The following is a 21,928-nucleotide window of genomic DNA, read 5'->3' as shown; positions in this document are numbered from 1 at the left end:
TAGTACCAAGTACTAGTATGAAGTAAGAAATAAAAAAAGAGTAGATTTCTCTACTCTCAGGCTGTCGAGAAACCCTCGACAGCCTATTTATTTCTTTTTATTTATCAAAATAATAAAACAACTCTATTGCCTAATTTGGTATAATATTAGTAATAAAAATAGGCGGTGATTAGGTTGTTTCATACAAGAAGTAATACTCAAAATGAAGTTGAGTTTGTCTGTCTGGAAGACTTAGTACCACAAGATCACTTACTACGAAAAATTGATAAATACATTGATTTCTCTTTCATTATAGATAAAGTAAGACCTTATTATAGTGAGGATAATGGTCGACCTTCTTTAGATCCCCTCGTCTTATTCAAAATGATGTTTATTGGTTATTTTTATGGGATTCGTTCCGAGCGTCAACTGGAGAAGGAAATTCAAATGAATCTAGCGTATCGTTGGTTTCTTGGTTTAAAAATTTCTGATCCTGTTCCACACCACTCCACGATTAGTTGGAATCGCCGTACGCGATTTAAAGACACGAACATATTTCAAGATATTTTTGATGAAATTGTTCTCCAAGCTATTAACCACCAAATGGTTGGTGGGAGGGTTTTGTTTACGGACTCCACCCATCTAAAGGCTAACGCCAATAAACATAAATTCACGAGAGAAGAAGTGGAGGTAGAGGTTCGAGATTACGTAGAAGAATTAAATCAAGCTATTGAAGAAGATCGGAAGCAACACGGAAAAAAACCACTAACGGACAGGGAGGAAGTGAAGGACACAAAAACAATCCGTAAGAGTAAGACGGATCCAGAAAGTGGTTTTATGTCTCGTGACAATAAACAAGAAATGTTCTGTTACCTCGATCATCGTACGACAGACATGAAATTTAATATTATTACAGATGCTTATGTCACTCCAGGAAACGTTCATGATTCCGTCCCTTACTTAGAACGATTGGATCGACAAATAAACAGATTTGATTTAAAAGTAGAAGCGGTTGCCTTAGACTCAGGTTACTTGACTAACCCAATATGCAAAGGATTATCAGATAGAGACATATTTGGAGTTATCGCTTACCGTAGATATCATCCGACGAAAGGATTATTTCCAAAATGGAAGTTTAAATATGATAAAGAACAAGATATTTATATTTGTCCGAACGGACAAACTTTAGCCTATTCGACCACAAGTAGAGATGGCTATAGAGAGTATAAATCCAATCCTAAACAATGTGTAGGTTGCCCACTATTAAAAGAATGTACCAGGTCAAAAAATCATCAAAAAGTAGTAACTCGCCATGTTTGGGAAGAACATAAAGAAAAGGTACGAGAAAACCGTCTATCTTCATCAGGAAAGATGCTTTATAAATACAGAAAGGAAAAGGTTGAGCGAAGCTTCGCAGATTCAAAAGAACTGCATGGGCTTCGCTATTGCAGGTTGAGGGGATTGCACAATGCAAGTGAGCAAGTATTACTCACTGCAGCGTGCCAGAACATGAAGAAGATTGCCATCCACCTATCCAGATTAGGATAGGTGGATGGGAGTCTATTTTCATTGTAAAAATCACCAGAAAATATATCACTTTAACCAAAATAAAAAGCTTGCAGAGAAAAAACACCTACTTTCTCTACAAGCTGAGAGTAGATTTCTCTACTCTTTTCAATACCCATAAATCACCTGTGGCATGTAATCTCTCAGAACTAACTCATCCAAGCTTTTAAATTGATAACCCTCTGCTTTTAAATCCTTGATGATGGCCTCCAGTGCTTCTGCATTATCCTTTGAAACAGTATGCAGCAAAACAATTGCGCCTGGATGGACTTGCTTCATCACTTCTTCATAAGCATAGCGCCAACCTTTTTGATTGGCTGTTTCCCAGTCCTTGAATGCCAGCGACCAAAATATATGGACATATCCTAATTCCTTTGACCATTTCAATGTCTGCTCATTAAATATTCCTCGCGGAGGCCTGAGGTATTTCAAATCCTTCTGGTCTGACACCTCACTAACCTTTTTCGCAAGGTCTTCCAATTCCTTTTTCATCGCTTCCTTTGTCAGGATCGAAAAATCTGGATGATGATAAGAATGGTTGCCGATAATATGTCCTTCATCCACCATCCGCTTAACCAATTCTGGCTCAGATTCCACATAATGTCCGGTCACAAAAAAAGTGGCAGGTGCTTTTTCTTTTTTGAGAACATCTAATATCATCGGTGTATATCCTTCTTCATAACCATTATCAAACGTCAAATAAATATTCTTCTCTCCGGATTTGTCGGCATAATAGGCACCAAAACGTTCCAACAACTCATCATACGTACCGATATCAGGAACTTCACCATTTGTGCTTTTTTTATAACCCCAGCCAAAGCCTCTTGCATCCACATCAACATGGAACAAGAAGAAGGTAAGGAGTATAAGACTTCCTACTACAAAATGTTTCATCATCAACATCCTTTTTCCATAGCTTAACCGGGCAAATGAAATCTATTCCAAGCACAAAGAACGCAAACGAAAAAAATCACCTAGGCTAACGTCTCCGAAGCCTAAGTGATGTAATTGTTTTATAAAATAAGTGCTGCAATCCAACCAAAGATAATGAGTGGAATATTATAATGGATAAATGAAGGTACTACTGTATCCCAAATATGGTTATGATTACCATCAGCATTTAAGCCAGATGTCGGACCTAATGTACTGTCCGAAGCCGGTGAACCAGCATCACCTAATGCACCCGCTGTACCGATTAAGCAAGCAATCGCCATTGGTGAAAATCCAGCTGCAACACAAATTGGAACATATAGTGCAACAATAATCGGTACGGTTCCAAATGAAGAACCAATCCCCATTGTAATAAGCAATCCGACTATTAATAGTATAAATGCTATAACTGCCTGATTGCTATCTCCGATAAAACCTGCAGAGGCCTCCACCAACGCATCAACCGCTCCAGTTTCACGTAATACATTACCATATCCTGAGGCAACAAGCATAATGAAAGCAATGGCACCCATTAAACCGATACCGTCTGCCATCACTTTATCCAATGATTTGTAAGGAATTACAAAAAATGCAAGCATGAGGACGAGACCTGTTAAAGCACCAAGGATTAAGTTTTCGGATATAATTTGTACAATCAACGCACCAACAATAGCTACCAAGGTTAACAAGTGTTTGGAATTAAAGGTCAAGTCAACCTCTGCTTCTTCACGAACTTTAATCGTACCACTTCCACCTGAACCGATAATCGGATCGCGTTCTTTCCGGTAAGTGATAAAAACAGCAACCAACAGTCCGACTACCATTCCCAGTCCTGGCATCAACATGGCAAGCGCTGTATCCCATACAGACAATTCAATGCCATTTTCCGCTAAGCCATCTACTATGATACCGTGGTAGATGAACCCAAATCCAAGTGGCAACATCACATACGGTGCCTTCAGTCCAAAAGTTAATGCCGAAGCAACTGCACGGCGGTCAATTCGCATGGAATTAAACAACTTTAATAACGGTGGTATCAAAATAGGTATAAATGCTATATGCACAGGAATCGCATTTTGCGATAAACAAGCAATCCCAGCAATAACAAGAACAATCGTTGTTCGTCGGCCACCTAATTTCTTGATTAGAAAATCAACTAGAAAACCGACAATTCCAGTATAGCTAATAGAAATAGCAAAGGCTCCGAGTAAAATATAACTTAAAGCTGTATTTGCCTGGCCACCCATTCCACTTACTAACAGATTGATGGAATCACCGAATGACAGCCCAGACATTAATCCAGCAACAATCGCAGCAGCAATGATTGCCAATATAACGTTCAACCGTAACAAGCTTAGAATGGTCAAAACAAGTACAGACACAACAACTACCCATTCCATAAGTAGTTCCCCCTTAAATCTTTTTCACTTTAACACTTTATCATAATAAAGTATTAAAGGATAAATTTCAACCCCTAATTGCTAAAATAACAAAAAAGATAGTTGCTTAACTTCCTCTAGAAGCGGTATAAGCACTATCTTTTCTGGATCTTAATTCTCTCTACTTTACCTTGAATGAATAGGAAACATGGTCTTGGATTGGAAGCCAAGCTCCTACTCCTTGCTTCGTCACATTTTTAATTACAAGTTGTTTTTTCGTTCCCTTCAGTTCAATATATACCTCCCCAAACGTTACTTTGCCTTTTTCATTGATTGCTGGTGCATATGCTTCCAATGTACCGGTCTGTTCAGGGGGGACGGGGTAAGAGTGAGCCGTTTTCGTATTCCTGCCAATCGTCACTTCATAAGCAAGTGGCAGTTTTGTCTTTTCTTCTGTCTTATTCAGCATCATTTTTCTAACTGTTTCTGAATTGGCAATTTTGTTTGTGAGCATTCCTCTTATTTCTTTATTCTCTTGTTGGATATAGTTCAATTGTTGTTGGGTATCTCCGCTATTTTTCAATTCATTCTTATTGATCTGCTGATACTCCCAATTCACAGATGTTTCCTCTGATTCATAATGAAGCGGCCAGCGCCCGAGAAAAATCTCTGCCCGATAGCCAATCCCGATCGGCGACGGTTTGATCGTTGTTTCATTCAATTGCTGAATCAAATCAGAATTATCAATTGGAACGGAGGTGCTTTCCAATAATTCCTTTGTTTCATTACTAGGTTCAACAGATTGACGATCAGAACTGTCATTTTGTGCCGTGTTTTCCTTAGATATATCCAATACATGACTTGGCAGTTTGAAACTATCGGTTGTATCCTTCTTCTCTTCTGCTGAAGCAAAAAGCGGAAAAACAAGTAGGATGTATAAAGTAAGCATCAGAGCAGACAATCTCTTTAATTTCATAAGCCTCCATCCTTTCTTTTGTCTATAGTTTTTTCGCTTCATGAAAAAATATACCCTTCTCATACAACAAGTTCATGAAGTAAATTTAGATAATGATTTCACTATACTTTAAAGGATGAGAGATTAATTTTATTTGTGCACGAAAAAGGCCGCACCTCACTTGGCACCGCCATTCCCATTGAAATTTTTTCTTATTGTACGTTCATGAAGGTATGCGTTTAACACTCCACCGAGAAGGACGATTATGCCAAACAAATAAAACCAAACCATTAATACTATAACCGCCCCGAGACTGCCATACATTGTGGAGTAATTTCTCAAACTGCTTACGTAAAATGAAAATACCCAAGAAACTAATTGAAAACCAAAGGTAGAAAATAATGCACCCCAGACTACATTCCTGAAATATACTCTTCGGTGGGGAGCCAGCTTATAAAGCGCGAGAAGGGCAATAAAGAAAATAATGGAAGATGTAACCCAGCGGAAAGTCTCCCATATTTGAAGAAACTCATGGGAAGATCCGAAGAATGAGAAAAAATACTCTCCAATCATTCTCCCTGAAACCGGAAGCAATAATGCGACAATGACGACTAAAAACATCCCGATGGTAAGCAGAATTGATAAGAAACGATACACAATAAATATACGCTTTGGTCTTATGCCGTACGCTCGGTTCAATGCTTTCGTGACTGCGTTGACTCCATTAGAAGCTGCCCATAGTGTTCCTATGATACCGATGGAAAGTAATCCACCATTATGGGTGTGGATGAGGGTTAACAGATTGGATTCAATTAAATGGTACACCTGAGGAGGCGCATAATCGACGATCAACTGTAGAATCATATCTTCGTCCAAAGGAAAAAATCCGACTAAATTAACTAAGAATAATAAAAACGGAAAGAGTGAGAGAAGAAAGAAATAAGCTAATTGTGCAGCCAAACCAAATACATCTACTTTTTCCATACGTTCATAAAATTCTATTGTAGCTGGAATCAGTTTTTTCAACATTTGTTCCTCCCACACCATCCATAAACATGCCCCATCGCAAAACCTTGAGATGGGGCATATCTTTTGTGCTATTTTATTCTTCAGTCTTAATTTTTATTCATTAAACGATCGAGTGTGGTTTCAACTTGTTCTAATGCATTAATTGTGTTTTCCGCTCCAACCGTGAAGTTTTGATTAACTCTGTCAAATGACTCACGTAGCTTATGGACGGTTTCCGTTGGGTTGCTAAGTAATTCACTGGAATTATCTTTCAATTTGTTTAAACACTCTTTGGTATAACTGCGTGTTTCTTTGTCATACTGCATCGCGAGTGCACCGAGTAACGCACCAGCTACCATGCCGAAAATCAATTTCCTTTGTCCCATGTTCTTCTCTCCTTTACCATTACGCTAGATTATCATGCCTTGTTCATTCACTTTCTTATATTATAAGCAAATTACATAATAAGAAGCAAAGAAAGCTGTAGAATTTTGTCTATTTATCTTTAACCTTCCTTTACTTTTGTAATCTTATTAAGATGATTTTTGTATTTTGTAAAAAAAGCTTGACTTATTGTGAAAAATTCGGAATATTATATAGTATAAATCTATTTGAAAAAAGGAGGATGAAAGGATGATAGAATTTTTAGAGAAGGTCAGTGGATTTGTCTGGGGCCCTCCCCTGCTTGTACTAATTGTAGGAACCGGGATCTATTTAACACTCAGACTTGGATTTGTGCAGATTTTCGCACTACCGACCGCACTTATAAACGCATTCAGCCGGAAAAAACAAGATAAGTTATCAGAAGGGGACATCTCCCATTACGAAGCTTTGACCACTCAGATGTCAGCTACAATTGGAACAGGTAATATTGTCGGGGTGGCTACCGCCGTTATTGCTGGAGGACCTGGTGCTGTTTTTTGGATGTGGATTATGGCTGTATTCGGAATGGCAACCAAGTACGCTGAAGCGGTACTTGCAGTAAAATATCGGGTAAAAGACGCTCGAGGAGAGATGGCTGGTGGTCCGATGTACTACCTGGAGCGTGGCCTGAATGCAAAATGGCTGGCTATTCTATTTGCGATTTTTGGTTCGATTGCCGCATTTGGAATTGGAAATATGGTACAAACAAATGCCGTGGCAGCTGCTGCGGAAAACTCGTTTAGCATTCCTGGATGGGTAACTGGTATTATCTTAACTATTATAACTGCTATCGTCATTCTCGGGGGTATTAAAAGCATCGGTCGTGTAACCGCTTTCTTTGTACCTATAATGGCTGTTTTTTATTTAGCAGGTGGACTAATTATTATGATTTTAAATTTTGATCTCGTTCCAACTACAGTAAGCACCATTCTTACAGATGCTTTTACTGCTGAAGCTGTTGGTGGGGGTATCTTAGGTACAGTAATCCGCTATGGGGTCGCCCGAGGAATCTTCTCGAACGAAGCTGGACTTGGTTCTGCTCCAATCGCAGCGGCTGCTGCAAAAACAGACTATCCGGGAAGACAAGGTCTTGTTTCTATGACACAGGTATTTATCGATACCATTATTGTTTGTAGTATAACTGGAATCACTATCGTTATGGCTGACCTTCATCAAACTGGTATAGCAGGTGGAGCATTGACAGGGGAATCCTTTGGTACATTCCTTGGCACGCCAGGAATCTATATCGTAAGTATCGCTACGATTCTATTTGCATACTCTACACTCATCGGTTGGTCATATTATGGTGAGAAATGCTTTAACTACTTGTTTAAGAGTCCGAAAGCCGTTTCTATTTATCGTTTCGTTTGGGTTGCAGTTGTATTTGTAGGTGCAGTTACAGTCATTGATATTGTCTGGTTGTTTGCAGACATATTTAACGCACTCATGGCAATACCGAACTTAATTGGACTACTCGGACTATCCGGAGTTGTAGCTTATGAGACGAAACGATTCTTGAAAGTCGCAAAAGAAGAAAAAGAAGCTGAAAAACGAGCGAAAGCCTCATAATATGTATAATTGAAAGAGGACCAATTCATCTTTGAACTGTTCCTCTTTCAATTTCTTATTTTTTTAATCAAGGAAATGACCTCATCGTCATGTCCTGGCTCAATATATACTAAATCCGTGTTATTAACAATGGATTCCGTAAAAATCCTTAAATCCTCATCCGTAAAACCCTCTGGAGTATTTGTTTCCCAGTGGCTGGGAACAAAATAAACATTGATTGTACCATCACCGTTACTACTATATGTAACAGAACCCTCCACTAACCGGGAACCTGTCAACTGGACAACTTCTTCTGTGTATGTTGCACTTGATTCCGCATTCGGGTTCACGGCTTCTCCCTCAGGAATATGTGTAACATACAATTCATCTATTTCTTGGTTTGGTCCAAGTTGCAACCAGACCCTAGCATATTCGATCTGTTCACTACTATAAGTTGATAATAAATCCACTTCTTCCTCATTTAGCCTATCTACAGCATTCTTCTGATACTCATCTTCTACTACAGACTCTTCAGAAGCAAGCGTTTTAAGAATGCTCTCCTCTATTTCAATTTCATCAAAACTCGAATTCTCTTCGGTTAGAAGACCCTTATCTTCCTCGGCTTCATTTTTCAAAAGGATGGAATGATCTTCTGCCACGGCATTACCACTACTACTGCAACTGGCGAGGATAAGAAAAGTCAATGCGAATACAGTTTTATCAATGTTCCCCTTCACCGCACTATCCCTCCATTATGGTTCAAACTGATTTATGCAATACTTTTTAGTTAAGCAATAGGAGCGATACACTGCTCATCGTTATTTTTCGCGGTATTCACATAAGTAGATACGGGATACGCTGTGAAGGATGGATCAGAAAAGCTGTGAAGTAATTGCTTCGCTTGAACTGGTTTATATTCCCTTGGATCAATCCATCGATCTTCCTCGCCTTTTGGCAGGATAATCGGCATCCGATGATGGATATCTTGCATGAATCCATGAGAATCCTTCGTTAAAATCGTACAGGTAAATAATGTCTCTTCTCCTTGAGTCCACTTGTCCCATAAACCAGCAAAAGCAAAAAACTTTCTTCCCTCTACAGAAATGCGTTGCGGTATCTTCTCTCCTTCTTTTTGCTGCCATTCATAAAAGCTGTCTGCCACAATAAGGCAACGTTTCCTCGCCATAAGTTGTTTAAAACTCGGTTTGACGTCTGCTGTTTCACTTCTCGCATTGATCATTTTATAACCGATTTTAGGGTCATTCGACCAAGAAGGGACCAACCCCCAACGTAAATATCCGGCACGTTTTTTCTTGCCATCATGAATAATTGCGAGTACATTTTGTCCTGGCGCTACATTATAACTTTGATGAAAGTCATCGATTGGTTCCTCCAAATCAAACTCATCCAAAAGTTCTAATTGATCCCCAAGCAACGTATATCTTCCACACATGTGATGACCCTCCCTAAAAAATACTGAAATCCCAATGACTTGCTATATGTCGTAATAATCGGGTTCCTGCAACACTGTTACCTTGTTCGTCTAGAGCTGGACCATATACTCCAACTCCACAGCCATCCATAAACGGCAGCACTTCTTCTCTAATACGTGGTGGAACAGAAGCCATAATCCCCCCAGCTACACCACTTTTGGCTGGGACGCCAACGTAGGCCGCGAATTTACCCGAAGCATCGTACATTCCACAAGTAAGCATCAATACTTTAGCTAGGCGGGCAATTTGTCTAGGAATGATTTCCTCACCAGTAGTTTTATCCATTCCATCGTTCGCTAGGATTAAACCTAACTTAGCAAGGTCTTCCACTGTGATTTTAATCGAACATTGTTTGAAATAAGTCTCTAAAGTTATCCCTAAATCAGATTCCAATACTCCAGCCTCTAACAGGAAGTATCCAATGCCCCGATTTCGGATGGAGGATTCTCTTTCAGACTCATAAACGTCCACATCCAACTCTGGGCGACGCCCGAGGATTTTTTCCAACAGTTGAAAAATCCCTTCAAGCTTTTCATCTGATGTTCGTCCTTGTAGCATTGATGTCACTGTGATTGCCCCTGCATTGATTAATGGATTGAATGGTTTTTCAATTTTTCTCATTTCAAGATGGATGATTGAATTAAATGCATGTCCTGTAGGTTCCACATCTACTCGATTCAGCACATAAGAAACACCTCGGTCCATACAAGCAACAATAAAAGCAAATACCTTGGATATACTTTGAATGGAGAACGTAGCATCCACGTCTCCAGACTTGATTGTCATCCCATTATTCCCCATAATAATGACCCCAAGTGCATTGGGATCAGCTTTAGTCAATTGCGGGATATAAGAAGCGAGTTCACCATCGACAGTATGCTTACGATAAAATCTTACCCAGTCATCCACATAATTTTGTAGCCATTCCTGAGTGAGCTCTGTATTTAAGTTAGTTGAACCCTGTACCATTCAAATCACCTCTCACCATAGTTTACGCATTGTATGTATAAAAAGTCTCCATAAACAGACAAAATTGTAGAAAATCTAACGTGTTCCGGATATTATATGAATCGTACCACCTTTTATCCAATAGTATGATTCAAAATTACATTATTTGTCCCGCCCCTTTTAAGCAGGAATATGTCATATTATTGGATTCGAAGGGCAAATTTACTTCCATTGTAGCAAGCTAATCTCTATTTAGGCAAAGAAATAGGAGGCTAGAATCTAGCCTCCTACTCTTCGATCATATATTTATTCAACTCAAGCGTCTTGCGCTTTCTCTATTATGTCGTCTAGCTGCAGCGACCAGGGACCGCCCGAACTTCATGCGCTTCCGGTCGATAAGTCAACATCGGTTCGTCACCTCACCGTGTTTCCTTTATCTTCCTGCACCGCATTCCAGTTCGGCTGTCCCTAATCGGTCGCTTCCGCTTTTGTTTTTATTTTCCAATAAACATTTGTGTCCAGTGGTTACCATTTTCCACAAAACCTACACCGATGTGTGTAAATTCACCGTTCATGATATTTGCACGGTGTCCTGGGCTGTTCATCCAAGCATTTACAACCTCTTCCGGAGTACGTTGACCTTTTGCGATGTTTTCTCCAGCTGTACGGTAGTCAATACCGAAGCTCTTCATCATATCAAATGGTGAGCCGTACTGTGGGCTATTATGGTCAAAGTAACCAGTTGTAGCCATATCTCTAGATTTTTCACGAGCAACTTTGCTCAGGTTTTCGTCAATTTGTAAAGGTGCTAGACCTTGTTTTGCACGTTCTTGGTTAGTAAGTTCCACCACTTGTACTTCAAATTGGCTAAGTGCGCTTTGTTGCTGTTGTGGTTGTTCTACTTTTTCAGCTGGTTGCTGTGTTTGTTGCTGCGGCTGTGCTGCAGGTGCTTTAGTTTCTTCTTTTGCTGGTACTTGTGGTGCTGGTTGCTTAACTTCTTCTTTTTTCTCTACTGGCTGTTGTTTCTCTGGTGCTGGTTGTTTAACTTCTTGTTTTGGTTGTTCTTTCTTAACTGGTGCTTTCTTTTCTACTTCTTTCTGATCAGCTTTTTGTTCAGCTGGGATCAGCTTTTGAAGTTGTTCTAAATCAAAGTTTGTTAAGAACTTCGATTGAATAGTTTCTAGACCTTTCTTTAATAGGTTAGAAGCATCTTCTTGAGATAGCATTCCTGATTCCCCATTAATAGAATAGTAGACTTTATATGAAAGGTCCTTTTCAACTGGTGCAGCATCCGCAGAAGCTGAAAATGCACCTCCAAATGAAAATACAACTGCTGAAGCAGCAATAACCGTTATTTTACGAAGCATATTTTACATCTCCTTAATTTGTGTTTTTTTGTGCTGTCTTGCTTGCAGAATCATCATAGCACGACTTTTTTGTAATAATTCAACCATAGATTTCCATACTCCTATTCTTTTAGTTTAAATTCAGAACGTTTTTGGAGAAACCTTTATGTAATCACAAACCTCCACTTGGTATAAAAATCTAATATAGGGAAAAAACTATGATTTATGGTAGCTTTTACTAACAAATTAGACTTGACAACATACAAGGTTCTCCGTTTTGTTACAAGAACTGTGATTTTTTATTACAAAAAGACAAATTTGTAATTGAAATGTTACTTGATTTCACCCCCTTACATGTCTTACGTTAAAGAGAGGTAGTATATAATTTTAGAGCCGATTAGAGTTCATTCCTCTCTAATTTAAACAGAGGGATTTCGACAAAATTTGCACGGTGTTATATAGAAAGTAGGAAAACTACCAATTGAACAAACTGAATTAAAATAAATAGATGAAAAACTATTATTGGAGGATTAATCATGTTTTCAAATGCAGAGATTGGAATAGACTTAGGAACAGCTAATATTCTCATTTATTCAAAGTCAAAAGGAATTGTATTGAATGAACCATCTGTTGTGGCGATCGACGTAAACACAAAAGATGTCGTTGCAGTCGGCACGGAAGCTAAAGAAATGATTGGTAAAACACCGAAAAATATTATACCGATCCGACCGCTCAAGGATGGGGTAATCGCAGACTATGATGTGACTGCACAAATGCTGAAAGTATTATTGAAGAAAGTAAGTAAAAAAATTGGCGTTTCCATGCGTAAGCCTACTGTTGTCGTTTGTACACCTGCTGGAAGTACCGAAGTGGAAAGACGTGCCATTCACAATGCAGTTGCAAGTTTTGGCGCCAAAACTGTTCATTTAATTGAAGAACCTGTCGCAGCTGCAATCGGAGCAGATCTGCCAGTTGATGAACCACTCGCAAGTGTTGTTGTAGATATTGGTGGAGGAACATCAGAAGTTGGGATCATTTCCTTTGGCGGGGTCGTATCCTCTAACTCCATACGTGTTGGTGGAGACAGCTTAGATGAAGAAATTATCAGCTACATCCGTAAAACATATAATGTATTAATCGGAGAACGTACAGCGGAAAACATCAAAATGGAAATTGGCTTTGCCCATCCAAATCACGATGAAGTAACAATGAGTGTGCGAGGACGTGACATGGTTACAGGCTTACCGGATACCATTGAAATCTCATCAAAAGAAATCTATGAAGCAATTAAAGAACCACTAGTAAAAATCCTTGATGCTGTAAAAGCAACACTTGAAAACTGTCCGCCTGAGCTTAGTGGAGATATTGTAGACCATGGGGTTGTTTTGACAGGTGGGGGTTCATTACTTCAAGGGATGAAGGAATGGCTATCCAACGAATTAAGTGTACCAGTCCATATGGCACCTAACCCACAGGAAGCTGTCGCCATTGGAACTGGAAAATCACTCAAAATGATCAACAAACTGCAAAAAGCAGCCAAATAAAGACTCTAACGGAAGCATACGTTCAGTGACAAGGCATTGCCACTAATCGGCCTTCCTTTAATAAACCTCAATAAAAACTACCCGAGTGGATTTTTTCTCTCGGGTAGTTCTTTTAATGTTTATAATACAGTTTCCTTGATCTCAATTCCCCTCTTTGCCAATTCCTCAATATATATTTCACCTGGTACTCCGAACTCAGGTGGATAGACCCCTTTATCCTTTATTAAACCTTTACCGATCAACTGAGCAACGATTGATATTGTACTGGCAGTCACTCTTGCCATGGCAGTTATATTTTTCTCTCTATCTTTGAATGTCTGCATTTCATATTCATACGTCTTCGCTTGGCCCGCCTTATCTCCAGAAACGATTACCCGGAGTAACACGGCATCATCTTTATCTCCTAATTCTACAATTGGGTCAAGGGTTTTCAACAATACTTGGCGTGGGCTGACCTTTGTTCCTCCCACCTCGACTTCATAATCTAGTTTAGTGAGATTTAGATCAACCAGCAATTTAAACTTTTCAGCATGTCCCGGGTAACGAATTGTCTTATATTCTAGTGTTTGCACATTTGGGAAGGATTTCGTCAACGTGGATGTGCCTCCAGATGTATGGAAGGCCTCCAGCGGTGCGAATTTATCAAAATAAATTTCCTCAACTTCGGATAGAGATGGGACCGTTGTTTTTTTCCCATTTCGGATAACAACGGAAGGATCCGTGTAGTGATCAAAGACACCTTCCATTGAAAACACATGATTATAGCCAAGAGGTGGTTCCGGTCGAACTGGGATACCGCCAACATACAAACGAATCTCTTCCACCTCATCCAATTTGCTTGCGCCATACCCTGATAAGATATTAATCATACCTGGCGCCACACCCAAGTCTGGGATAATGGTTACCCCTTTTTCTTTGGCTTCATCATGTAAAGTTAACACTCGGTCTGTCATCCCCCCGATATGTCCACCTAAATCTACGACATGTGTTCCTACTTGAATCCCGGTTCTTGCCACGATTTCATTAAATGTATAAAATAGCGCATTAATGACTACATCAAATTTCCCGATATATTCCTCAAGTTCCTCTTGATTACTTGCGTCCACTATATAGGCAGTGAGTTTCTCCGAGTCGATTGCCTCTTCTGCCGCTTCCAGCTTTTTGCGATCCACATCCGCAATGCCTACCTGCAAAACTTGTTCTTGCTGCGCTAAATCCCTTGCCGCTTCCTTACCCATTAATCCTGCGCCTAATACTCCTATTTTCATATGCATTCCCCCTGCATCAGTAGTGTTGGTTAAATCATTCTTCCACATCAATTTGGGCACGCTGTAATTTCCCACTGAAATCCACGTACACCGCTTTCCATTCCGTGAACACGTCCAAAGCCTGCACCCCAGAATCTCTGTGGCCATTTCCGGTACCTTTCGTTCCTCCAAACGGCAAATGGATTTCCGCTCCGGTAGTACCGGCATTCACATAAACGATTCCAGTGTCCAAATCTCGCTGTGCTTTAAAGACACGATTCACATCTCGTGTGAATATCGAGCTCGATAAACCGTAAGTAACACTGTTATTCACTTCAATCGCTTCCTCGAATGTTTTTACTGGAATCAAGGACACGACAGGACCAAATATCTCCTCTTGAGCAATCCGCATCGTACTTGTTGCATCGGTAAACAGTGTCGGTGCAAAATAGTACCCTTTATCAAAATCTCCGCCAGCAAGCACATTTCCACCAGCCAGTAATTTCGCACCTTCCTCTTTTCCGATTTCAATATAGCGTTCAATCTTTTCCAGACCCGCTTGATTAATAATAGGTCCAACCCGAATTCCATCCTTCAGTCCATCCCCGATTTTCAGGTCCTGCATCGCTTCAAGCAAGCGTCCTTCCAGCTCTTCTTTTACGGATTCATGGACAATGACCCGGCTGCAAGCTGTACAACGCTGCCCGCTCGTACCAAAGGCACTCCAAATAATCCCTTCAACAGCTAAATCCAGATCTGCATCATCCATTACGATGACGGCATTCTTTCCACCCATCTCCAAGGAGACTTTTTTCAACTGTTTCCCACAAGCTGCTGCTATTTCTCTTCCAACATCGTTCGATCCAGTGAAGGATATCACGCGAATATCGTCATGATAGACCATCGCATCACCAACTGTATTTCCCGAACCAAAGACGACATTGATGACTCCCTTCGGCAAGCCGGCTTCTTCAAAGATTTTCGCAAGCTCGTACGCCATTATTGGAGTTTCCGTAGCCGGCTTCCATATGACCGCATTACCCGCTACAATCGCTGGAAATGACTTCCACGTTGCAATCGCGATTGGAAAGTTCCAAGGTGTTATAATGCCCACTACACCAATTGGTGCACGTTGGCTCATAGCAAATTTATCCCGTAATTCGGCTGGTGTCGTCTGGCCAAATAATCGTCTGCCCTCGCCAGCCATATAATAGGCCATATCAATTCCTTCTTGAACTTCTCCTCTTGCCTCTTCCAGCACCTTGCCATTTTCCATCGTCAGCAATTTAGATAAGTATTCTTTCTTTTCCTTCATCAAAGTTCCTACTCGATATAACACTTCGGCCCGCTGAGGAGCTGGCACGAGCGCCCACTCTTTTTGAGCAAGCTTTGCGGCTTCTACAGCTCGATCTACCTCTTCTTTTCCAGACAAAGGCACATGCACAATTTCTTCTCCAGTCGCAGGATTATAGACAGCTGTTTGTTCATTGACTTCAATCCATTCCCCATTGATAAAATTCTTTAGAACTTTCTCTTCCATGAACATAACCTCCTAATCTATTCTACTTTTGCATCTTTAAAAGCATGCATATAGGGATCAGCAAAATTTCACTCCCTCATTTATGTAAGCGATTACAAAGATGCATATATACACTATTCTATATTTCTTTGCAATTTCCTTTTTAACGTGTAAAATTAAGATAATTCAAATATCATCATTTTTTTCCATTTTATAGATTCGGCATTGAAGGAAGTAAAGGAGGAAACAGTTTGCGGCTCATTACAGTTGATTTTGATGGCACATTGTTTGAAGGAGATTCATTTAAGCTGATGTTTCAGGCGGGTAAGAAGGAATTTGGCCTCCAAAGTTGGACAACCATTTTTCTTGGTACGTTACAGGCCCTGTTTTTAGGAGTGACCAAAGGGAAGCATGCTCTCCGCATTCATTTTTTCAAAGCCTTCGCGAAGACATTTAAAGGCAAATCCGAGGACGAACTCGCCTCATTTTTTGATCATTTAATTCAGGGTGGAAAAGGTCAAATCAACCAATCTCTTGTCAATAAAATTAAAGAACACCAGAAAAATGGCGACGAAGTCATTATCCTTTCAGGCGCCTTGAAACCATTTTTGGATGCATTGATTGAAGAGCTGGGTCTTACAGTTACAACCATCGGAACCGAATTGCTTTATGATGAAAAAGGAAAATGTACAGGAGCTACAGGACCCGTCGTAAACGGCGAAGGAAAAGTACAAGCAATAACCAACTGGCTAAAAGTAAGAGAGTTAGATCCCGAACAGTTGGAAATCTGGGCATACGCCGATAGTGAAAGTGATATTCCCCTGCTCTATTTCGTCGACAAGCCAATCATTGTTAATCCGAAAAACAAAATGAGGGAAGTTGCGGAAGTAAATCACTGGCCCATTTTTGGTGAGAGTTGAATCTTTTCATACAATTAAATGACGAATATACTATATAGAAATAGAGTTCCAACTTTGAATGGAACTCTATTTTTATTGATTCACCTGTTATAATAGTAGCTGGACGGAAAAATTGATGAGTGTTATTTCTCAATTGTTTGTATAGCACAAGGACAGTACGAACGTCGAAGATATTGTATATGGAAGGAACGGAATATAACCGATGAAATCTAAATTATATATTTCCATCATTTGTTCATTAATATTTTTATTATTACTTGCAGCATGTGGTGGGGGCGAAACAAAACAAAGAGACCAAAAGAACACCGATAGAGAGGAATTAGTTTTAGCAGTAGGTTCTGAACCAGAAGAAGGGTTTGATCCAACGACAGGTTGGGGACGCTACGGTTCACCGTTATTTCAAAGCACCTTATTACAACACGATCCTGACTTTAACATAACTTATGACTTGGCAGAAAACTATGATGTCAGTGATGATGGATTAACGTGGACGGTTGATATACGGAAAGATGTCAAATTCTCAGATGGAGAAGCGTTAACTGCTGATGATGTTGTTTTCACTTTTGAAACAGCAAAAGTGAGCGGTTCAGTCATCGACCTTAGTAATTTGGAAAGTATTGAAGCAACTGATGAATATACAGTTCAATTTAACTTAAAAGAGCCACAATCTGCTTTCATTGATTTGCTCGTAACAACAGGAATTGTTCCAGAACATGCCTATGACAAGCAGTATAATGAAAATCCGATTGGTTCTGGACCTTATCAGTTGGAGCAATGGGACAAGGGACAGCAAATTATCGTTACCGAGAATCCATATTATTATGGAAAGAAACCATATTTTAAAAAGCTGACATTCTTATTTTTAAATGAAGATACTGCCTTTGCGGCCGCGAAAGCAGGTGAAGTTGATGTAGCTTCCGTCACAACTTTATGGATTGAAGAAGAAGTCGAAGGAATGAATCTTCTTGAACTGGAAAGCGTGGACAACCGTGGAATTATGTTCCCCTATGTACCAGAAGGAGATGTGACAGCAGAAGGTTATCCTATTGGTAATGATGTAACTGCGGATATCGCAATCCGTCAAGCAATCAATCTTGCAGTTAATCGTCAGTCTTTAGTAGATGGAGTGTTGCAAGGATTCGGCACGCCTGCATATTCGGTTGCCGATCAGCTACCTTGGTGGAATGAGGAAACAAAATTTGAAGATGGAAGAGTGGAAGAAGCAAAACGTATCCTCGACGAAGCAGGATGGATAGTCAATCAAAACGGCATTCGGGAGAAAAATGGAATAACAGCTGAATTTCAACTACTCTACCCTGCTGGAGACCAAGTCCGTCAATCTTTATCCATGGCAGTCGCTGATATGATTGAGCCCCTTGGTATTGCAATACAAACAGAAGGACATAGCTGGAATGAATTAGCTAGATTAATGTATTCCAATCCTGTTATGATGGGCTGGGGTAGTTATTCCCCATTAGAAATGTACAACTTATACAGCAGTAATACAAAAGGAATCGGTTTCTACAATGCCAATTATTATGGAAATTCTGTAGTGGATCAATATATGGAACAAGCGCTGAACTCCCCTTCCCAAGAAGAGGTTTATGAACTTTGGAAAAAAGCACAATGGGACGGGAAGACAGGTTTCTCGGCTCTCGGTGATGCGCCTTGGGCTTGGCTTGTCAATCTTAGTCACTATTATCTCGTAAATGAAAGACTTGATATTGGTGAACAAAAAGTTCAACCACATGGACATGGCTGGCCGATAACAGACTTTATCGAAGAATGGCGTTGGAAAGAACAAGAATAGAAAGAAGGGGCGATGTTGCGGTTTAAAAAAGCAATACGTTATATAATTGGAAAGTTAATTAAGCTAGCAGTATTACTCCTCGCTGTGAGCATTTTATCATTTATACTCGTCAGCAATTCGCCAGTAGACCCTATCCAAAGTTATATTGGAGCAGATATGACTAGAGTCAGTCCGGAGCAACGGCAAAGCATCGCTGAATATTGGGGTCTGCATGAACCACCTGTGCAGCGATTCCTCCATTGGGGGAAGAATCTTTTACAAGGGGACATGGGTACATCATTGATTTATCGCAGTCCTGTATCCTCAATAATCGCTGAACGTTTTGTCGCTTCGCTGGCATTAATGAGCTTAGCCTGGGTACTTTCAGGTCTTTTTGGCTTTTTACTAGGTATCATTGCTGGAATGAAAGAAGGAACTTGGATCGATAAAATAATCAAAGGCTACTGCTTCACGTTGGCATCTACCCCTGCATTTTGGCTCGGGTTAGTGCTATTAATATTGTTTTCCGTATGGTTAGGCTGGTTGCCAATCGGACTCAGCACACCTGCTGGAATATTAGCGGATGAAGTCAGCCTGTTGGAGCGAATAAGACATCTTATTCTACCTGTATTGACTTTAAGCATTGTCGGAGTGCCTCATATTGCACTACATACAAGACAGAAGCTTATAGAAGTATTGAATAGTGAGTATGTCCGGTTTGCCAAAGCAAAAGGTGAACTCGGTTTTACATTACTCTGGAATCATGGGTTGCGCAATATATCCCTCCCTGCTATATCCGTCCACTTTGCATCATTCGGTGAACTGTTTGGAGGGGCGGTTCTCGCGGAGCAAGTATTCTCCTACCCTGGTCTTGGACAAGCGGTTGTCCAAGCTGGTCTAAGCGGTGATGTCCCTCTGCTGCTTGGAATTGCTTTATGCAGCACCATTTTCGTGTTTATTGGTAATTCAATTGCAGACATCCTATATAAAGCGATCGATCCTCGAATGCGAAGAGGTGATTTATAATGGGACGCATCACATGGAATTTAAGGCAGCGCACCCTTGGTATGATCATCTTTTCCTTACTATTGCTTCTAGGAATGATTGTTACAGGAATAGTCATCGGTGATGATAAACTTGCAATTAATCCTGATGCAATGAACCAAGAGCCTTCGCTCGACCATTTATTCGGAACAGATTGGCTTGGCAGGGACATGCTTGCGCGGACATTGAAAGGACTGGCACTTAGCTTCTTTGTCGGCTTGCTTGCCGCTTCATCAAGTGCAATGATTGCTCTAACGTTCACACTTATCGCATCATGGAACCGCGCCCTTGATCGAATCGTCACCTGGCTTATCGACCTATTTCTCAGTGTACCCCACCTCGTCCTATTGCTCTTGATTTCATTTGCCATTGGCGGGGGATTTAAGGGAGTTGTAATTGGGCTAGCCCTTACACATTGGCCGAGCTTGACCCGTATTCTAAGGGCTGAGATGTTGCAGGTTAAGACAGCTCATTATGTCCATTTATCCAAACAATTAGGCAAGACTCCTATCTGGATTGCAAGAAGACATATACTGCCCCATCTATTGCCACAGCTTTTTATCGGGTTTCTCTTGCTGTTTCCGCATGCGATTCTTCATGAAGCTGCCATTTCATTTTTAGGTTTCGGATTACCTGCTGAACAGCCTTCTATCGGGATTATTTTATCTGAATCCATGCGTTACTTATCTACCGGAAAGTGGTGGCTCGCTGTTTTCCCAGGATTGTCATTACTCCTGATGGTTCTTCTCTTTGATACGCTCGGACAACATATTCGTAAATGGGTAGATCCGTTTCACGGACAGAAAGGAGTATAAAAATCATTGGCTTTAACAAATATAGAAAATGAAAAAACTCCTCTGTTGGAGGTCGAGGATTTTGCACTCACTTTCCGTTTGTATAAAAAGGGATTACGTGAGCAGCGGATGCAGGTTGTTCGCAAATTGAATATGACGATCAATAAAGGGGAAGTCGTGGCAGTTATCGGAGCAAGCGGCTCTGGAAAAAGTTTGCTTGCAGATGCGATATTAGGGATCCTTCCCGAAAATGCAATCACAGAAGGCAAATTGCACTATCAAGGCAAACCCTTAACAAGAGATAGACAGAAAAAACTTAGAGGAAATGAGATATCTTTGATACCTCAGTCTGTCAACGCCCTCAATCCGCTCATGAAAGTAGGAAAACAAATACAAACAGCTCTGAAGCATAGTGGTCACCGCAAAGCGCTACAACGAGATATTCTGCAGAAAGTAAATTTAAACGAAGATGTAGCTAATTATTATCCGTTTCAACTATCTGGTGGGATGGCAAGAAAAGTTCTTTCGGCAATCGCACTTGTCGGTCATCCTGAATTAATTATTGCTGATGAACCAACGCCGGGATTGGACTCACAATCACTTCAGGAAGTAACGAGCTTTATTAGAAGTCTTGCTGATGATGGAAAAGGGGTCATGTTCATCACCCATGATATAGATACCGCATTGAAGATAGCGGACACGATTGTCATTATGAATAAAGGAGAAACCATTGAAACCGTCCAAGCAGGACATTTTAATGGTAATGGGGAAAACTTAAAGGAAAGCTATACAAATGAATTGTGGAATGCACGCAACCAAATCCTAAAGTCCAATTATAAAAAAAAATCGTCACCATCTCCTGGTGATAAATCCCTTCAGATTAGAAATCTAAACTACTCGATTAACGGTAAACAGATTCTCGAGGATATCAATTTCGATGTCCTACCAGGAGAGGTTGTAGGTTTGATGGGAGAAAGCGGCGCAGGTAAAACAACACTTGCTCGAATTATTGCAGGTCATCAACAAGCAGATGGTGGTTCCGTAAAAATTAATGGACATGAACACAGAAAAGGACGAAATCCAATTCAACTTGTCGGACAACATCCGGAGCAGTTTATTAACCCTAAATGGACGATGGGACAAGTACTTGAAGAAAGTGGTATGTTGGATAGTGAAGTGATTCATATGCTTGGTATCCAGGAAGAATGGTTGTCCCGCTGGCCAAGCGAATTATCAGGAGGAGAGCTTCAACGTTTCTCGATTGTCCGTGCGTTACATCCGAAGACGAAGTTTCTGATCCTTGATGAAATAACTACAATGCTCGATGCAATCAGTACAGTGGAAATTTGGAGTGTTGTCTTAAAAGTTGTTAAACAGCGGAACATTGGTTTACTGGCAATTAGTCATGATAAACAATTATTAAACCAAGTTTGCCATCGCATTCTTGATTTCCATGAGCTATAGACAGAAAAATAGCGTAACACCTTCATAAAGGA

General features: G+C 40.4%; 19 protein-coding genes. 8 read left to right on the top strand and 11 right to left on the bottom strand.

Annotation, left to right across the window (positions count from 1 at the left end; translation table 11 throughout):
* Positions 1-168: 168 nt before the first annotated feature.
* A complete protein-coding gene (locus M3210_RS04440) occupies positions 169-1,527 on the top strand; it encodes an IS1182 family transposase (protein WP_251512030.1) in 1,359 nt (452 codons plus the stop codon).
* Between the two features lie 126 nt (positions 1,528-1,653).
* Here M3210_RS04440 and pdaA read toward each other — a convergent pair whose 3' ends face one another.
* From pdaA to M3210_RS04415, 5 genes are all read right to left on the bottom strand, one after another.
* Positions 1,654-2,439 carry a delta-lactam-biosynthetic de-N-acetylase gene (gene pdaA / locus M3210_RS04435; protein ID WP_251511955.1) on the bottom strand — a complete coding sequence of 262 codons (786 nt, stop codon included), beginning with the start codon at positions 2,437-2,439 and terminating at the stop codon, positions 1,654-1,656.
* A 119-nt stretch (positions 2,440-2,558) separates the two neighbouring features.
* On the bottom strand, positions 2,559-3,875 hold the full coding sequence (locus M3210_RS04430) for a Na+/H+ antiporter family protein (RefSeq protein WP_251511953.1): 1,317 nt from the start codon (positions 3,873-3,875) through the stop codon (positions 2,559-2,561).
* A 160-nt stretch (positions 3,876-4,035) separates the two neighbouring features.
* Complete coding sequence (locus M3210_RS04425; protein ID WP_251511951.1) at positions 4,036-4,830, bottom strand: YfkD family protein; 795 nt, start codon at positions 4,828-4,830, stop codon at positions 4,036-4,038.
* Positions 4,831-4,986: 156 nt separating this feature from the next.
* A complete protein-coding gene (locus M3210_RS04420) occupies positions 4,987-5,835 on the bottom strand; it encodes a YihY/virulence factor BrkB family protein (RefSeq protein ID WP_379595441.1) in 849 nt (282 codons plus the stop codon).
* An 89-nt stretch (positions 5,836-5,924) separates the two neighbouring features.
* Positions 5,925-6,203 carry a YtxH domain-containing protein gene (locus M3210_RS04415; RefSeq protein ID WP_251511947.1) on the bottom strand — a complete coding sequence of 93 codons (279 nt, stop codon included), beginning with the start codon at positions 6,201-6,203 and terminating at the stop codon, positions 5,925-5,927.
* A gap of 247 nt (positions 6,204-6,450) precedes the next feature.
* On the opposite strand from M3210_RS04415, the gene M3210_RS04410 reads away from it, so the two are divergent.
* Positions 6,451-7,809 (top strand): alanine/glycine:cation symporter family protein, encoded by a 1,359-nt coding sequence (locus M3210_RS04410; RefSeq protein ID WP_251511945.1) that lies wholly within the window; start codon positions 6,451-6,453, stop codon positions 7,807-7,809.
* A gap of 47 nt (positions 7,810-7,856) precedes the next feature.
* Here M3210_RS04410 and M3210_RS04405 read toward each other — a convergent pair whose 3' ends face one another.
* The 4 genes from M3210_RS04405 to M3210_RS04390 form a co-directional block, all read right to left on the bottom strand.
* Positions 7,857-8,525 (bottom strand): YdeJ family lipoprotein, encoded by a 669-nt coding sequence (locus M3210_RS04405; protein WP_251511943.1) that lies wholly within the window; start codon positions 8,523-8,525, stop codon positions 7,857-7,859.
* A 50-nt stretch (positions 8,526-8,575) separates the two neighbouring features.
* Positions 8,576-9,241 carry an SOS response-associated peptidase gene (locus M3210_RS04400; RefSeq protein ID WP_251511940.1) on the bottom strand — a complete coding sequence of 222 codons (666 nt, stop codon included), beginning with the start codon at positions 9,239-9,241 and terminating at the stop codon, positions 8,576-8,578.
* A gap of 13 nt (positions 9,242-9,254) precedes the next feature.
* The gene (locus tag M3210_RS04395; protein ID WP_251511937.1) at positions 9,255-10,250 is read right to left on the bottom strand and encodes a glutaminase; all 996 of its coding nucleotides are present in this window, start codon (positions 10,248-10,250) and stop codon (positions 9,255-9,257) included.
* A gap of 473 nt (positions 10,251-10,723) precedes the next feature.
* Positions 10,724-11,596: a CAP domain-containing protein gene (locus M3210_RS04390; RefSeq protein ID WP_251511935.1), complete on the bottom strand. Its 873-nt coding sequence runs from the start codon at positions 11,594-11,596 to the stop codon at positions 10,724-10,726.
* A 515-nt stretch (positions 11,597-12,111) separates the two neighbouring features.
* Between M3210_RS04390 and mreBH the strand changes: the two genes are divergently transcribed.
* Positions 12,112-13,119, top strand: coding sequence for a rod-share determining protein MreBH (gene mreBH, locus M3210_RS04385; RefSeq protein WP_251511932.1), 1,008 nt, complete (start codon positions 12,112-12,114; stop codon positions 13,117-13,119).
* Between the two features lie 119 nt (positions 13,120-13,238).
* Here the strand turns inward: mreBH and M3210_RS04380 are convergent, their stop codons facing one another.
* Both M3210_RS04380 and M3210_RS04375 read right to left on the bottom strand, forming a co-directional pair.
* Complete coding sequence (locus tag M3210_RS04380; RefSeq protein ID WP_379595448.1) at positions 13,239-14,435, bottom strand: saccharopine dehydrogenase family protein; 1,197 nt, start codon at positions 14,433-14,435, stop codon at positions 13,239-13,241.
* Positions 14,422-15,906, bottom strand: a complete 1,485-nt coding sequence (locus M3210_RS04375) for an aldehyde dehydrogenase family protein (protein ID WP_251511927.1) — start codon at positions 15,904-15,906, stop codon at positions 14,422-14,424. The genes M3210_RS04380 and M3210_RS04375 overlap by 14 nt, the downstream gene beginning before the upstream one ends.
* Before the next feature lie 230 nt (positions 15,907-16,136).
* On the opposite strand from M3210_RS04375, the gene M3210_RS04370 reads away from it, so the two are divergent.
* From M3210_RS04370 to M3210_RS04350, 5 genes are all read left to right on the top strand, one after another.
* Entirely contained in the window at positions 16,137-16,805 is a 669-nt protein-coding gene (locus tag M3210_RS04370) for an HAD family hydrolase (RefSeq protein ID WP_251511925.1), read from the top strand.
* A gap of 202 nt (positions 16,806-17,007) precedes the next feature.
* Positions 17,008-18,615 (top strand): ABC transporter substrate-binding protein, encoded by a 1,608-nt coding sequence (locus M3210_RS04365; RefSeq protein ID WP_251511922.1) that lies wholly within the window; start codon positions 17,008-17,010, stop codon positions 18,613-18,615.
* 15 nt (positions 18,616-18,630) lie between these two features.
* Positions 18,631-19,620, top strand: a complete 990-nt coding sequence (locus M3210_RS04360; protein WP_251511920.1) for an ABC transporter permease — start codon at positions 18,631-18,633, stop codon at positions 19,618-19,620.
* Entirely contained in the window at positions 19,620-20,453 is an 834-nt protein-coding gene (locus M3210_RS04355) for an ABC transporter permease (RefSeq protein WP_251511917.1), read from the top strand. Before M3210_RS04360 ends, M3210_RS04355 begins: the two co-directional genes overlap by 1 nt.
* A gap of 6 nt (positions 20,454-20,459) precedes the next feature.
* A complete protein-coding gene (locus M3210_RS04350) occupies positions 20,460-21,896 on the top strand; it encodes an ABC transporter ATP-binding protein (protein ID WP_251511914.1) in 1,437 nt (478 codons plus the stop codon).
* The last annotated feature ends 32 nt before the right edge of the window (positions 21,897-21,928 follow it).

The organism is Oceanobacillus luteolus, assembly GCF_023715655.1.
Taxonomy (GTDB): Bacteria; Bacillota; Bacilli; order Bacillales; family Amphibacillaceae; genus Oceanobacillus; species Oceanobacillus luteolus.
The sequence above is the reverse complement of the archived record's forward strand: the minus strand, read 5'-3'. Positions and strand labels throughout refer to the sequence as shown.